At 35.9% G+C, this 12,652-nt stretch carries 14 protein-coding genes; 8 read left to right on the top strand and 6 right to left on the bottom strand.

The window, feature by feature from the left end; genetic code table 11:
• Positions 1-166 precede the first annotated feature (166 nt).
• From Q4496_RS02230 to coaBC, 3 genes are read right to left on the bottom strand one after another with little or no spacing between them, the layout of a single operon-like run.
• The gene (locus Q4496_RS02230; protein ID WP_215971794.1) at positions 167-1,630 is read right to left on the bottom strand and encodes an aminoacyl-histidine dipeptidase; all 1,464 of its coding nucleotides are present in this window, start codon (positions 1,628-1,630) and stop codon (positions 167-169) included.
• 8 nt (positions 1,631-1,638) lie between these two features.
• A complete protein-coding gene (gene slmA / locus Q4496_RS02225) occupies positions 1,639-2,235 on the bottom strand; it encodes a nucleoid occlusion factor SlmA (protein WP_215971795.1) in 597 nt (198 codons plus the stop codon).
• 47 nt (positions 2,236-2,282) lie between these two features.
• Positions 2,283-3,488 carry a bifunctional phosphopantothenoylcysteine decarboxylase/phosphopantothenate--cysteine ligase CoaBC gene (gene coaBC / locus Q4496_RS02220; protein ID WP_215971796.1) on the bottom strand — a complete coding sequence of 402 codons (1,206 nt, stop codon included), beginning with the start codon at positions 3,486-3,488 and terminating at the stop codon, positions 2,283-2,285.
• Between the two features lie 102 nt (positions 3,489-3,590).
• Between coaBC and radC the strand changes: the two genes are divergently transcribed.
• The 6 genes from radC (at position 3,591) to Q4496_RS02190 (ending at position 7,615) form a co-directional block, all read left to right on the top strand.
• Complete coding sequence (radC, locus tag Q4496_RS02215; protein WP_215971797.1) at positions 3,591-4,313, top strand: DNA repair protein RadC; 723 nt, start codon at positions 3,591-3,593, stop codon at positions 4,311-4,313.
• Between the two features lie 360 nt (positions 4,314-4,673).
• Positions 4,674-4,910 (top strand): 50S ribosomal protein L28, encoded by a 237-nt coding sequence (gene rpmB / locus Q4496_RS02210; RefSeq protein WP_159822134.1) that lies wholly within the window; start codon positions 4,674-4,676, stop codon positions 4,908-4,910.
• Positions 4,911-4,931: 21 nt separating this feature from the next.
• Positions 4,932-5,087: a 50S ribosomal protein L33 gene (rpmG, locus tag Q4496_RS02205; protein ID WP_033078277.1), complete on the top strand. Its 156-nt coding sequence runs from the start codon at positions 4,932-4,934 to the stop codon at positions 5,085-5,087.
• Positions 5,088-5,288: 201 nt separating this feature from the next.
• Complete coding sequence (locus tag Q4496_RS02200; protein ID WP_215971798.1) at positions 5,289-5,777, top strand: hypothetical protein; 489 nt, start codon at positions 5,289-5,291, stop codon at positions 5,775-5,777.
• 25 nt (positions 5,778-5,802) lie between these two features.
• The gene (gene mutM / locus Q4496_RS02195) at positions 5,803-6,618 is read left to right on the top strand and encodes a bifunctional DNA-formamidopyrimidine glycosylase/DNA-(apurinic or apyrimidinic site) lyase (RefSeq protein ID WP_215971799.1); all 816 of its coding nucleotides are present in this window, start codon (positions 5,803-5,805) and stop codon (positions 6,616-6,618) included.
• 199 nt (positions 6,619-6,817) lie between these two features.
• A complete protein-coding gene (locus tag Q4496_RS02190; protein ID WP_215971800.1) occupies positions 6,818-7,615 on the top strand; it encodes an alpha/beta fold hydrolase in 798 nt (265 codons plus the stop codon).
• A gap of 103 nt (positions 7,616-7,718) precedes the next feature.
• Here Q4496_RS02190 and coaD read toward each other — a convergent pair whose 3' ends face one another.
• Positions 7,719-8,201 carry a pantetheine-phosphate adenylyltransferase gene (coaD, locus tag Q4496_RS02185; RefSeq protein ID WP_215971801.1) on the bottom strand — a complete coding sequence of 161 codons (483 nt, stop codon included), beginning with the start codon at positions 8,199-8,201 and terminating at the stop codon, positions 7,719-7,721.
• Between the two features lie 375 nt (positions 8,202-8,576).
• On the opposite strand from coaD, the gene Q4496_RS02180 reads away from it, so the two are divergent.
• The gene (locus Q4496_RS02180; protein WP_215971802.1) at positions 8,577-9,233 is read left to right on the top strand and encodes a TetR/AcrR family transcriptional regulator; all 657 of its coding nucleotides are present in this window, start codon (positions 8,577-8,579) and stop codon (positions 9,231-9,233) included.
• Between the two features lie 49 nt (positions 9,234-9,282).
• Complete coding sequence (locus Q4496_RS02175) at positions 9,283-10,431, top strand: HDOD domain-containing protein (RefSeq protein WP_303609861.1); 1,149 nt, start codon at positions 9,283-9,285, stop codon at positions 10,429-10,431.
• On the opposite strand, the gene Q4496_RS02170 is transcribed toward Q4496_RS02175, so the two are convergent.
• Together Q4496_RS02170 and waaA are read right to left on the bottom strand one after the other, a co-directional pair.
• Positions 10,425-11,162 (bottom strand): 3-deoxy-D-manno-octulosonic acid kinase, encoded by a 738-nt coding sequence (locus Q4496_RS02170; protein WP_303609860.1) that lies wholly within the window; start codon positions 11,160-11,162, stop codon positions 10,425-10,427. The two genes, Q4496_RS02175 and Q4496_RS02170, sit on opposite strands and share 7 nt — an antisense overlap.
• Entirely contained in the window at positions 11,159-12,454 is a 1,296-nt protein-coding gene (gene waaA / locus Q4496_RS02165; protein ID WP_303609859.1) for a lipid IV(A) 3-deoxy-D-manno-octulosonic acid transferase, read from the bottom strand. Before waaA ends, Q4496_RS02170 begins: the two co-directional genes overlap by 4 nt.
• Positions 12,455-12,652 lie beyond the last annotated feature (198 nt).

Below are 12,652 nucleotides of genomic sequence, written 5' to 3'. Positions count from 1 at the left end.
GTTATTTATTTAATAATTAGAACAACTAGTTATCGAAATAAATGCCTTATATTTGGCAATTTTTTTTAGGTATAAAATTGTTCACTTAATTAATGAAACTGGTATAACTTAATATTGAAGCCCCAAAGTTAGATCTTTTTTGGGGCGAGTGAATTGCTAAGGTTGATTATTTTTTTGGGGCTTTTGCTAACACAGCGGTTAATAGTTGCCAATATTGTTCAACTGTAGCAATTTCAATTTTCTCATCAGGTGAATGAGGAAATTTAATGGTTGGCCCTATTGATACCATATCCCAATGTGGATAAGGCTTTTTAAATAATCCACACTCTAAACCTGCATGAATTACCATGACAGCTGGCACTTTATTAAATAGCTCTTCATATGTCTCACTGACTGTTTTCATAATGGCTGAATCTGGGTTTGGTTTCCAGCCTGGATATGCACCACTAAATTTAATACTCGCATCAGCTAGCTCAAATACGGATTGCACCGTACGTTGTGTTTCTAAACGACCATCATCATGTAAACTTCGAATAAGTACTAGGGCAGTAAAGTTTTTACCTCGTGTACGTACAACACCTAAATTTAATGACGTTTCAACGATACCTTCAATATCATCACTCATTCGAATAACACCATTAGGGCATGCATTTAACGCACGTAGTATTTGATGTTGTGTTGTGCTACTCCAACATTGTTCAAATTCTTCTGGTGAAATAAGCAGCATATCAATATCCGTTTCAATGACGCTTAAATTGTGTTGAATTGTTGTTAAATATTGAGCTAGTTGCTCTTTTAATGCTGGTACGTCTGTTGTAGGTATAACAAAGCTTGCATTTGCTTCACGCGGAATAGCGTTACGTAAACTGCCACCATTTAGCTCAGTTAAACGTAGCTCGAATCTATTACTTGCTTCAAGTAAAAAGCGTACTAAGAGTTTATTTGCATTTGCTCTGCCGGTATCGATATCAACGCCGGAATGCCCGCCCTTTAAACCAGAGATCGATAAGTTAAATGCTTGATAATTTGCGGGTACGTCATCAAAATCTAATTTAAAAGTTGCTGTACCATCAATACCACCAGCACAGCCCATATAAACTTCGCCCTCTTGCTCAGAATCAGTATTAATTAAAATATCGCCATCTAACCAACCAGACTCAAGACCAAAAGCACCAGACATACCCGCTTCTTCATCAATAGTGACTAAAACTTCAAGTGGGCCATGAGCAATATCATCGCTAGCTAAAATAGCTAAAGCTGATGCTAAGCCAACGCCATTGTCAGCACCTAAAGTAGTGCCTTCAGCTGTAACCCAATCACCACTTTCAATAACATAAGGTTTAATCGGATCGGTTAAAAAATCATGTACGGTATCATTATTTTTTTGTGGCACCATATCCATGTGAGCTTGTAGAATGATGCCTTGGCGATCTTCCATACCTTTTGTAGCTGGTTTTTTAATAAAAAGATTTCCCACGGCATCTTCTTTAATGGATAAATTAAGCTCTGCTGCCCAACTTTGAATCCAAGCCGAAATTTTTTGCTCATGTTTTGATGGGTGAGGGATGCTGCAAATTTTTTCGAATAATTGCCATAAACCTTCAGGTTTAAGATGTGATAATGTAGACATGTTTTTCCTTATTTGCTCGCCATTAAAAATTGCCATTGCTCATTGAAGTTACTGCTAGGTTTTTTGTCAAAGCCAGATCGTACATATTGGCTGATCTTTCCTTCAGCAAAAGCCACTAAAATGTTAGCAAGCGCTTGTTCGTTAATGGTGAATGTTTTACCTTCGCGTAATTTTCGTTCACGCAATATTTGTTTAAATTGTGATTCAAGTTTTTCAAAAAATTGGTGAACTCGAACGCGTAAACGTTCATTTTCACCCATGAGAGCATCACCTGATAAAATGCGGCACATGCCTGGATTTCGCTCAGCAAAAACCAATAACACATGAAGTACATGATGACAGCGCACTAGTGTTTCTTTGTGATCGGTTAAAATTAAGTTAATTCTAGAAAAAACAGATTCTTCAATAAAATCGATTAACCCTTCAAACATACGTGCTTTAGATGGAAAGTGTCGATACAAAGCCGCTTCTGATACGCCTACTTCCGCTGCAAGTTTTGCGGTTGTAATACGTTGACCAGGGCTTGACTGTAACATCAGCGCTAAACACTCTAATATTTGTTGTTTCCGACTAATCTTTTGTGGGCTTTTGGGGCTAGCTGGCATAGTAAGAAGATTCTCTATTATTTATTGTTTTTGTTAGGTATTGTTACTTATTTTTGTTTTGCTAAATAATGCTGATTAATTAAAGAGACTAATTTTTGAGCCACTATTTGTTTGTTGGCTAACGGAATATCTGTTTTATCAATAGTACTATATAGGGTTAACGCATTATCATTACTGTTAAAGCCTTGACCTGATTTTGCTACATCATTAGCAGCTATTAAGTCTAAATTTTTACGTATTAGTTTACCACGAGCGTACTGCTCCACATTTTGTGTTTCAGCTGCGAAACCTACCATAAATGGTTTGTTATCTAAATGCGCTACATCAGCAACAATATCGTGATTTTTCACTAATTCAAGTTGCATAGCATCATTATTTTTTTTGATTTTTTGTGTCGCTATGTGTGCAACTCGGTAATCAGCAACGGCAGCACAAGCAACAAAAGTTGTACATTGGGGAGCAAATTTTAATGCTTGTTCATGCATTTCATCAGCACTGTTTACGTTAATCAACTGGCTTCCAACAGGCGCTTTAATGTTAACGGGTCCTGAAATTAAGGTGACAGTAGCACCTGCACGTAAGGCAGCTTGAGCAATGGCATAACCCATTTTACCTGAACTGTGATTAGAGATATAACGCACAGGATCTATCGCTTCACGTGTTGGACCTGCAGTAATCACCCAATGCTGTCCTTGTAAATATTTATCCGTACAAAAATCACTCGCTAAAGTGACTAATTCATCCACATCGAGCATACGACCTAAGCCGACATCACCACAGGCTTGCTCACCACTACCTGGTCCCCAAATTTGTACATCACGCTCGCTCAAGGTTTTTATATTGGCTTGTGTTGCTAATGCGTGCCACATTTGTTGATTCATCGCCGGGGCAATCGCGATAGGTGCGCTAGTGGCTAAACAAATAGTTGTAAGTAAGTCATTTGCTATACCTGCAGTCATACGTGCAATAATATCTGCAGTTGCAGGGGCTATGATAATTAAGTCAGCCCATTTGGCTAGCTCTATGTGTCCCATGGCTAGTTCGGCTGCTGTATCTAGTAAACTATCTGCAACGGCATTGCCCGAAACAGCTTGTAACGTTAGTGGCGTGATAAATGCTTTTGCACCTTCGGTCATAACAACCCGAATATCAGCACCTTGTTCTTTTAATCGACGGACTAATTCTGGGATTTTATAAGCGGCAATCCCTCCGCTGATACCTAGAACAATTTTTTTGTCCTGTAGAATTTGCATAATCTGCTAATCTTAAACTGATGAATAATATTATTAATACGATAGCATTTATTCGCACTATTTGAAAAATAATCATTAACAAAAACAGCAAGGAAGCCGACTATGTGTAAATTAGATAAAGCATCGTCCCATGACGCAAATGATCGAACACTAAAACATTGGCCAAGTTCAGAGCGGCCTAGAGAAAAACTACTGGCACTTGGTGCAGCGAGTTTAAGTGATGCTGAGTTGCTTGCTATTTTTTTAAGAACAGGTGTTAAAGGGTGTAACGTTGTTGATTTGTCTAGAAACCTGTTAGTCAATTTTGGGAGTTTAGGGAATGTTTTTCGGGCGAATCAAAAAGAATTTTGTCATCACCATGGCTTAGGCAGTGCTAAATACGTACAGCTGCAAGCTTGTTTAGAAATGTCAAAACGATATTTAGCAGAAAAACTAGTACAGCAGGGCAATGCTATAACATCGTCACAAGCAACGAAAGATTATTTAGCAAGTGAACTGAGGAATGAAACAAGGGAAGTTTTTGCTGTTCTTTTTTTGGATAACCAGCACCAGGTCTTGAAATTTGAACGATTATTCTTGGGGACGCTAAATGCCGCAGCAGTTTATCCTAGAGTTGTTGTTGAGCAAGCCTTAGCTCATCATGCCGCAGCGGTTATTTTATGCCATAATCACCCGTCAGGCATTGCTGAGGCGAGTGTTGCCGATAAACAGATAACACAAAAACTTGAACAGGCACTGCAACTAATTGATGTGAAAGTGTTAGATCATATGATTGTTGCAGGAAATCAATGTTATTCATTTGCAGAGCATGGTGAAATTGTTTAATTTTTAGCGATGAAACTTGTATTAATTGGACAATTATTTACTAAAAAATAGCAAGCTAAAAGTAAATTTTAGGTAAATCAGGTGCTAATTAACATCATTTATTTTATAAAAACTATCATTAAAAAGCGTTTATTTTATATTTTTGCATATAAATAGCGCATATTTCGATAGTTGTGTGTATTCTAGCCTATTGATTAATAAGAATTTAAAATATCAAATGCGCTTTTTTATAGCTTTTTATTTTTAGTACTAGTATTAATTATTCAGTTTCTCTATAATATGCCACCTTTTTCAGGATCCCGAGGCGACGGTCTTGGGGAAAATATAGCTCGAGCTGAAATTAATTTTGGAGTGACTCAAATGTCTAAAGTTTGCCAAGTAACAGGCAAGAAACCAGTCGTAGGGAACAACCGTTCTCACGCAAGAAACGCGACTCGTCGTCGTTTTTTACCAAACCTTCAATCTCACCGTTTTTGGGTAGAGAGTGAAAATCGTTTCGTTAAATTACGTTTAACTCCGAAAGGAATGCGTATTATCGATAAGAAAGGTATTGATGCAGTATTAACTGATATCCGTGCCCGTGGCGAAAAAGTTTAAAAACTTTTCTAGGAGAATATTATGCGTGATAAGATTCGTTTAGTTTCTAGTGCCGGTACAGGTCATTTTTATACTACTGATAAGAATAAAAAGACTATGCCAGAGAAAATGGAAATCAAAAAATTTGATCCAAAAGCTCGTAAGCACGTAATCTATAAAGAAGCTAAAATTAAGTAATTAATTTTTACTTTGTTAAAATAAAAAACCCAGTTTAACTGGGTTTTTTTATGCCCGTAATTAATGAAATAGTCATTAAGGTTAGCCTCAATAGTAGCCCTGTTTAATTTATCCTCCGCATATAAAAATAGTCCTAATGTTCTTTTATGGTTATTATTTCAGTATGATGTCAGTCATCTTTATTTTACCAATGTATGAGTAATGAAACTTTCTAAAACGGCATGGAATAATGTCATTATATTTTCAGTAATGATTATTATTTTAATCATTAACACCACCAATAATCGACTATTCCCAGAGACAGACACTAATGATGAATTAATATTACCTGAGCATAGCGTGATATTAACGTTGTCTATTGCCTTTCCCAATAATACATCAGTAGTATTTGAGCGTGTTGCTAGAGCTTGGAAAACAAATAGCCAAGGGGTTTTAGTCGATTTAACTAATCAGCAAATAGACCAAATGATGTTTGCATGGCAGCAAGGTAGCGGCTTAATGCAAGCGTCAGATATTGTTATTGAGGGGCAAGAAAGTATTGAAATAAGCATTGGTATCGCAGGAGTTGAGCAGGAGCAGTTATTCAGGTTGTATCCTTTAGTAGAGCAGCTGTTAGTGTATAATCAACAGAAGAAAATATGGTTAGCTTTACCTGCTACCATGAAGCATCAACTTATACCTCTGTTTTGAGGTAGCCTAAGTATCATGAGAGTATATGCCTGAATTACCTGAAGTAGAAGTGTGCCGTTTAGGGATTAGTCCGCACATTATAAATAATGAAGTGTCTAAGGTGGTTGTTCGTAATGCGAAGTTACGATGGCCTATTCCTGATGATTTACAAAAACTTATAGGATTAAATGTTAAAAGTGTTGACCGACGTGCTAAGTATTTATTACTGCGTTTTGACACGGGAAGTCTACTTTTACATTTGGGTATGTCAGGTACACTTCGTGTGATTGATAAAGAGGTACCTGTTGCTAAGCACGATCACTTCGATCTGGTGTTTGCCAATGGGGTCGTATTACGCTTAAATGATCCTCGGCGTTTTGGCGCCGTTTTGTGGTTTGATGAGCATTATGATTCTCAGGGGCTATTAAGTAAGCTAGGGCCAGAGCCACTCACCGATGATTTTGGTCACGATTATTTATTTAATAAAGCTAAAAAGAGAAAAGTACCCATTAAAACTTTTTTAATGAATAATCATGTAGTGGTGGGCGTTGGTAATATTTATGCTAATGAAGCGTTATTTTTAGCGGGTATTTTACCTACAGCGCTAGCAGGAAGTATTAGCCGACAGCGTTATAATCGGTTAACCGATATTATAAAGCAAGTGCTTGCTGCTGCGATTGAGCAAGGGGGTACTACCTTAAAAGATTTTACTCAAGCTGATGGCCGACCTGGATATTTTGCTCAATCATTATTTGTTTATGGCCGAGCAGGAGAAGCTTGTTTAACTTGTAAAGAAACATTGTTAGAAGTTAGGCAGTCAAATAGAAGCTCGGTATATTGTCCTAATTGTCAGCAAGACTAGACTGTAGTTGATTAGTACATCTTACGGCTTTATGAGTTAGTCTTGAACGGTTAATGGCGGATCGTTTTAGCATAACCAAGTTTATAATAATTTGTTTATTGCAAGGTCTTTGAAAACAGAACTTATTAAGAGATTTCTTAAAAAGTTAGTTATACTGACGACAATTAAGCGCGTCATAATAAGGTATGTGATTGTAAGAATGAGTAAATCAATTCTTTTTCATCGTATTATTCCACATAAAACCAGTAAAATATGGGTTGTTTTTGTCCATGGTGCCGGCGGAAGTTCGGCAATTTGGTTTCGTCAACTTAGAGTTTATCAGAAAGACTATAATGTTCTTTTACTCGATCTTCGTGGCCATGGAAAATCTACCCATTTAGTACAAACTTTTGTCGACAGTAATTACTCTTTTAATAAAGTATCTGAAGATATTATTGATGTATTAGATCATAACAATATCGTTTGTGCACATTTTGTTGGTATCTCATTAGGTACCATTATTATTCGTAATATTGCAGAAATCGCACCTGAATATGTATCAAGTATGGTGTTAGGAGGGGCTATTACTCGCTTTAATACCCGCAGCAATACACTAGTTTACTTAGGAAATATCTTTAAACATTGTTTGCCGTATATGTGGTTGTATCGTTTGTTTGCGTTTATTATGATGCCAAAAAAGCGTCATAAAGAATCTCGTCTGTTATTTGTGCGTGAAGCTAAATTATTGTGTCAAAAAGAATTTATTAGATGGTTTAAACTGGCTATGGATGTAAACCCTTTGATGCGTTACTTTAAGGAAAAAGAGATCGATATACCTATTCTTTATATTATGGGCAAAGAGGATCATATGTTTTTAGGGCCTGTCAAAGAGATGGTAAAGCGCCATAAAAATAGTTTGCTACATACTATCCAACAATGTGGACATGTTTGTAATGTGGAGCAGCCAGATAGCTTTAATCAACATTCATTAGCCTTTATTGCAAAACAAGGTTGTTAGTAAAGCAACATTGTTAGAAACTAGGCAGTCAAATAGAATCTCAGTATATTGCCCTAATTATCAGCCAAACATACCTAAGAGCATAATAGTGTGAAAAGTCAGATCAGTTTAAGATGGCTTTTTTTAATGCATCTTGAACAATAGGGTGAACAAATTGGCTGACATCCCCTTTATGTAAAACGACTTCTTTTACTAATGTTGATGAAATAAAAGAGTTACCTTCTGAAGGTGTTAAAAAGACACTTTCTAAATCAGGTGATAAACGGCGATTCATATTTGCTAATTGGAATTCATATTCAAAATCTGATACTGCACGTAAGCCACGAATTAAAACTTTTGCTTGATGGTGCTTAGCAAAGTCGACCAATAAACCACTAAAGCCAACAACGGTAACATTGTCTAAGTCTTTAGTTATTTGTTGTATCATTTCAACACGTTGTTCAAGTGTAAAGCGTGGCTTTTTACTTGGGCTTGAAGCAACACCAATAATCACCTCACCAAATAACAGGCTAGCACGTAAAATCAAGTCTGAATGCCCATTTGTAACGGGATCGAATGTGCCAGGGTAAATTGCTTTTATGCTCATGTTTTAAGTTTCATTTATTGGTGAATACTAGGCATTGTAATGGTTTAGTTAAGTTTCTTACAAGCATTAACCGTTTAAATATTATAAAACTAATCAATAGTCGTTATGGGGTTTGATATAGGCGCTGTATGCAAGTAGGGTATTAGAGAATATTCTACAGAACAATACTCTCTCCATTAATGCGTCGTCTCTTAAGTTCTTTAACTATTTACATAGATCAAGTTGTTACTTAATACGTAATCTGAACCTTGATTTAGATCGTCTATAAGTTAAAGTATTTACTCAAAAAGGTTTCAAGTTCAATGTATTTTGATAGTATGATAGATATGTAAAACTATTTAAATTACCTTAAATTAGAAGGAAGAAGTAGCCTCTATGAAAACCCGCGATAAGATAATTCAGGCAAGCATTATATTATTTAATAAGCACGGAGAGCGAAATGTCACCACAAATCATATTGCAGCACATTTAGGTATTAGCCCTGGTAATTTGTATTATCATTTTCGGAATAAAGAAGACATTATTTTGTCTATTTATGAGGAATATGCAAGTAATTTACTGCTTGATACTATTCCCAAAGTGAGTAATGAGGTAAAACCACTTGATGCCATCATTCTTTATATGGATGCGGTATTTCAAATGATGATGAAGTTTAGATTCTTCTATAGCAATTTACCCGTATTGTTAGATAAAAATCCAAGTTTACGAGAAAAATATGTTGAGGTTCAACATTCAATCGCTGAACGGGTAAGTCAGTTACTAATGTCTTTAAAAGATGCTGGTATTGTTGATTTTAATGATGATGATTTAACCGACATAGTCAGTATTTTACGTATTATTAATACATTTTGGTTAAGCTTTTATCAAACACAAAATATGGTTAATGAAATAAATGACTCGGTATTCTATCAAGGCGTGCTTAAAATATTAGTTATTTTAAAACCTTATACTACAGAAGCAGCAATGCCTGAGTTAATAAAAGCGAGAGATATGTATCAACAGCGTTGCAAAGATGCCTTGGTTACATTATAAAGACAGTATGTTAGATTTATAATGCTAACGACTAGAATAGGATATTCAAATGTCTTTGGAAACAGTAATTTCAATCAGTATCTTAGGGCTATTATCTTATTTTATTTGGCGCTTAAATAATCCTCGTCGCACTCCTAAAAATAGAGGGAGTGTGACCAAAAATAATATTAACCGTAAACCTTTGTTACCTTCTAGGCAAGATGATCAAGAGCATAGCCTAGAGGGAATAACTAACGTTGCAACAAAGCTTGAATTTGAACTACCAGAGGAGTTTCTAGAATTCGAATTATTGTTTGCTGAAGAACTTACGGCCGAGCAACAGCATACAGCTAAAAATATTACGGAATCATTTCGGAAGCCACACCCATTATTATTGCCATTGATTCAAGGTGGATTTGAGCCAAGTGAACTGTTTGACTTAATAAAAACCGATGCCGAAATGACTGCTAAAATTTTGAATGCTGTTAATTCACCATTATTTTCTTTGCGTCAACCTATTACTAATATTAATCACGCTATTATTTTTTTAGGTATTACACAAGTTAAAAATATCGCAACACAACTCGCTGTGCAGCAAGATTCGCATTTAACTGATAAAGCGCAGAATGCCGCGTATAAAAAACTATGGACTGCAAGCTATTTGGCTAGTGCCTTTGGTTTGATTCTAGCAACAGAAATGAATGTGGAAAATTCAGCAGAGCTATCAACACATTGTTTACTCTCTTATTTAGGTGACCTCGCCATTTTGTCTTATCGCCCAGCGATGGCTGATGTTTACTTAAAGAATTATGGTTTATTTGAGCGTACTAAGGTTTTTCAGCATGTTATTGGTGTTAATAGCGCGGTATTAGGTAAACGTTTAGCTCAACAATGGCAATTACCGCAATCTATTGAAAAAGGTATAGCTTATAGCTTATTACCTTTAGCTAATAATACCGCTGATATAGCTATATCTAGTGAAGAATTACAGCAGGTTTCTTTGTGTTATATTGCCTGTCGTTTAGCTGATTTAGTGGCATTTGGTGGGTTAAGAAATATATCAGAATATAAAGAATTAAGCTTTGAGGTGATGGGGAAAGTAGAATTTTATTACACCCAAGATATCATTAAAATGGCTCGACTTGATAAAATTAATACCCTGATTACGGATATTAATTTTAGAAAAAAAATCAATAAAGTTATAGAGCAGGCTTATTGATTATAACCTGCTAATAATGCATCCCAATGACTTTCTTGCCAGTAAAAATTAGAAAGTTTTTTTTGCTCTTTGCGGAAAGAGCGCAGTAACCGCTGCATATTATTCTGTTGCCAACGGGTGCTAACTGCTTTTAGCTCACCTTGATCAAAATCGATTAACCAAGCTTTATTATTATTATCAATTAAAATATTGTGCGCATTTAAGTCGTGGTGATAAATACCTTGTGAGTGAAAACGACGAATCGTTTCGCCAATATTAAACCATAAATCATCACTTATTACTTTTTGGGTTAAAATGGCCACCAAATCTTGGGCGTTTTCAATGCGACTGCTCAGTAAATCTGCGCGATAAAGTAAACCTTGGCGTATCACCCGGTAAGCAATCGGTTTGGGTGCAGGCAATGCTAATGTTTGCATATGAGCTAATAAAGAAAACTCTCGATCTGCACGGGTATGTTTTAGAGCGGTGAAGAAGTAACTATCATTAACTATTTTACCAATTAAGCCACCACGATAATAATGACGCAAAACCCATTGCTTGTCTTGTATGCTGGATTGATATTGAATAAACCAAGTTGTGCCTCGACCTTGCGCTGATCCGGTAATGGCATTGTTTTCTTGCCAATATTCAGCGGTAAGCATTTCTGGAGTGAAATCTTCAATTTCATTTCGATTAAAAAGACAGTACGTATTTCCGTCTTTAAAAGGTGCTAATTGTATCATGTTACTCATATTACTAATTCCTTCACTTGAGCTAACGTTCGTGTACTCGCTCCTTGATTATTAAGTACTACCTTATGTGCTTGTGATCCGAGTAGTTGAGCTGCTTGTGTATTATTTAGTAGATGTATGACGGCTTGCGCTAATGCTTGTTGATTTTTATTTTCTAGAATAGGTAATTGTATAATTCCGTTATTTTTTTGTAATTGTAGTAAAATATCAGTGAAATTTTTCATGTCGTTACCCACAATAATGGGTTTTTTGAATAACGCTGGCTCTAATGGGTTATGTCCTCCAATATCACTAAAACTGCCACCCATAGTAACAATATCTGCAAGAGCATAAGCAGCCATTAACTCCCCCAAGGTATCGAGTAGCCATATATTATGATTTGTCACTTGTTCATTTTCACTGCGTTTAGCGAGTGAGTAACCTTGATTAATGCAAAGTTTGGCGACTGAACTAAAGCGTTCTGGATGCCTTGGTACAAGTACCAATAGAAGTTGAGGAAATTTTTCTTGGATTACGTTATATGCGGCCAATGCTATTTCTTCATCACCTTGATGTGTACTTGCCACTAACCAAATGGGTCTATGTGGCGGTAGAAATTGTGCTAGGGTTCTTTGTTTATCTTCAGTTGTTGCATTAAGGCTAATATCAAATTTGAGATTGCCAGATACTTGGCATCGGTCACTCTCTGCTCCTAATTGCAGGAAGTTATCTAAATTGTCATGGCTTTGGCACAATATTTTATCAAAATGGTTTAACGTTGGGGTGATCAGCGTACTAATTTTTTGATAACTTTTCATTGAGTTGGCAGATAATCGCCCATTAATTAGCAAGAGTTTTATTCTTTTGTTGGCGCATTGACTGATTAAATTAGGCCATAATTCTGTTTCCATAAAAATCATTAATTGTGGTTGTAAGCGATTTAAAAATAATGAGGTGCAAGGCAAAATATCAAGCGGTAGAAAAGTATGTTGCACGCGTGAGCCAAAATGTTTTTTTACTTGTGCAGAGCCGGTAGGGGTAAAAGTAGTGATGGTAATAGGGTACGTTGGATATTGCTGTAATAATAGCTCTACAAAAGGAGTTATCGCGATTACTTCTCCAACGCTAGCTGCATGAACGACAATCCCTTTAGTGTTTTGTTTGTTCAATAATATAGCGCTAGAGGTGAAACCGAAACGCTCACTTAAACGTTGGCGATATTGTGAGTTACTAAAGGAGCGAATTAAGAGAGCCAATAATATAATAGGCGTTAGTAATAGTAGTAAGATTCGATAGATTAGTAACGCAAACATAAATTGTTCTACATAAATTGAACGGCAGTAAATTTATGTTTTATTATACCTAAGTTTACTTAAATAAGTTCACTTAAATACTGATGAATATGAAAAGTGTAAGTTTACAAAACAAAAAAAATTATTTTGTATTTACCGGTTTAAATTTAATGTTAGCGGATAGTACGTCGTAATTATAATTTTACATTGCCTCTCTTT

The organism is Colwellia sp. 5_MG-2023, assembly GCF_030547795.1.
In the GTDB taxonomy this organism is placed as follows: domain Bacteria; phylum Pseudomonadota; class Gammaproteobacteria; order Enterobacterales; family Alteromonadaceae; genus Colwellia.
Note: the sequence above shows the minus strand (reverse complement) of the source record. Positions and strands in the feature narration are given on the sequence as shown.

What these genes read in the sequence shown, in the direction of transcription:
- Q4496_RS02230 (WP_215971794.1), bottom strand. Translation starts at nt 1,630, where the DNA reads ATGTCTACATTATCACATCTTAAACCTGAAGGTTTATGGCAATTATTC.
- slmA (WP_215971795.1), bottom strand. Translation starts at nt 2,235, where the DNA reads ATGCCAGCTAGCCCCAAAAGCCCACAAAAGATTAGTCGGAAACAACAA.
- coaBC (WP_215971796.1), bottom strand. Translation starts at nt 3,488, where the DNA reads ATGCAAATTCTACAGGACAAAAAAATTGTTCTAGGTATCAGCGGAGGG.
- radC (WP_215971797.1), top strand. Translation starts at nt 3,591, where the DNA reads ATGTGTAAATTAGATAAAGCATCGTCCCATGACGCAAATGATCGAACA.
- rpmB (WP_159822134.1), top strand. Translation starts at nt 4,674, where the DNA reads ATGTCTAAAGTTTGCCAAGTAACAGGCAAGAAACCAGTCGTAGGGAAC.
- rpmG (WP_033078277.1), top strand. Translation starts at nt 4,932, where the DNA reads ATGCGTGATAAGATTCGTTTAGTTTCTAGTGCCGGTACAGGTCATTTT.
- Q4496_RS02200 (WP_215971798.1), top strand. Translation starts at nt 5,289, where the DNA reads ATGAAACTTTCTAAAACGGCATGGAATAATGTCATTATATTTTCAGTA.
- mutM (WP_215971799.1), top strand. Translation starts at nt 5,803, where the DNA reads ATGCCTGAATTACCTGAAGTAGAAGTGTGCCGTTTAGGGATTAGTCCG.
- Q4496_RS02190 (WP_215971800.1), top strand. Translation starts at nt 6,818, where the DNA reads ATGAGTAAATCAATTCTTTTTCATCGTATTATTCCACATAAAACCAGT.
- coaD (WP_215971801.1), bottom strand. Translation starts at nt 8,201, where the DNA reads ATGAGCATAAAAGCAATTTACCCTGGCACATTCGATCCCGTTACAAAT.
- Q4496_RS02180 (WP_215971802.1), top strand. Translation starts at nt 8,577, where the DNA reads ATGAAAACCCGCGATAAGATAATTCAGGCAAGCATTATATTATTTAAT.
- Q4496_RS02175 (WP_303609861.1), top strand. Translation starts at nt 9,283, where the DNA reads ATGTCTTTGGAAACAGTAATTTCAATCAGTATCTTAGGGCTATTATCT.
- Q4496_RS02170 (WP_303609860.1), bottom strand. Translation starts at nt 11,162, where the DNA reads ATGAGTAACATGATACAATTAGCACCTTTTAAAGACGGAAATACGTAC.
- waaA (WP_303609859.1), bottom strand. Translation starts at nt 12,454, where the DNA reads ATGTTTGCGTTACTAATCTATCGAATCTTACTACTATTACTAACGCCT.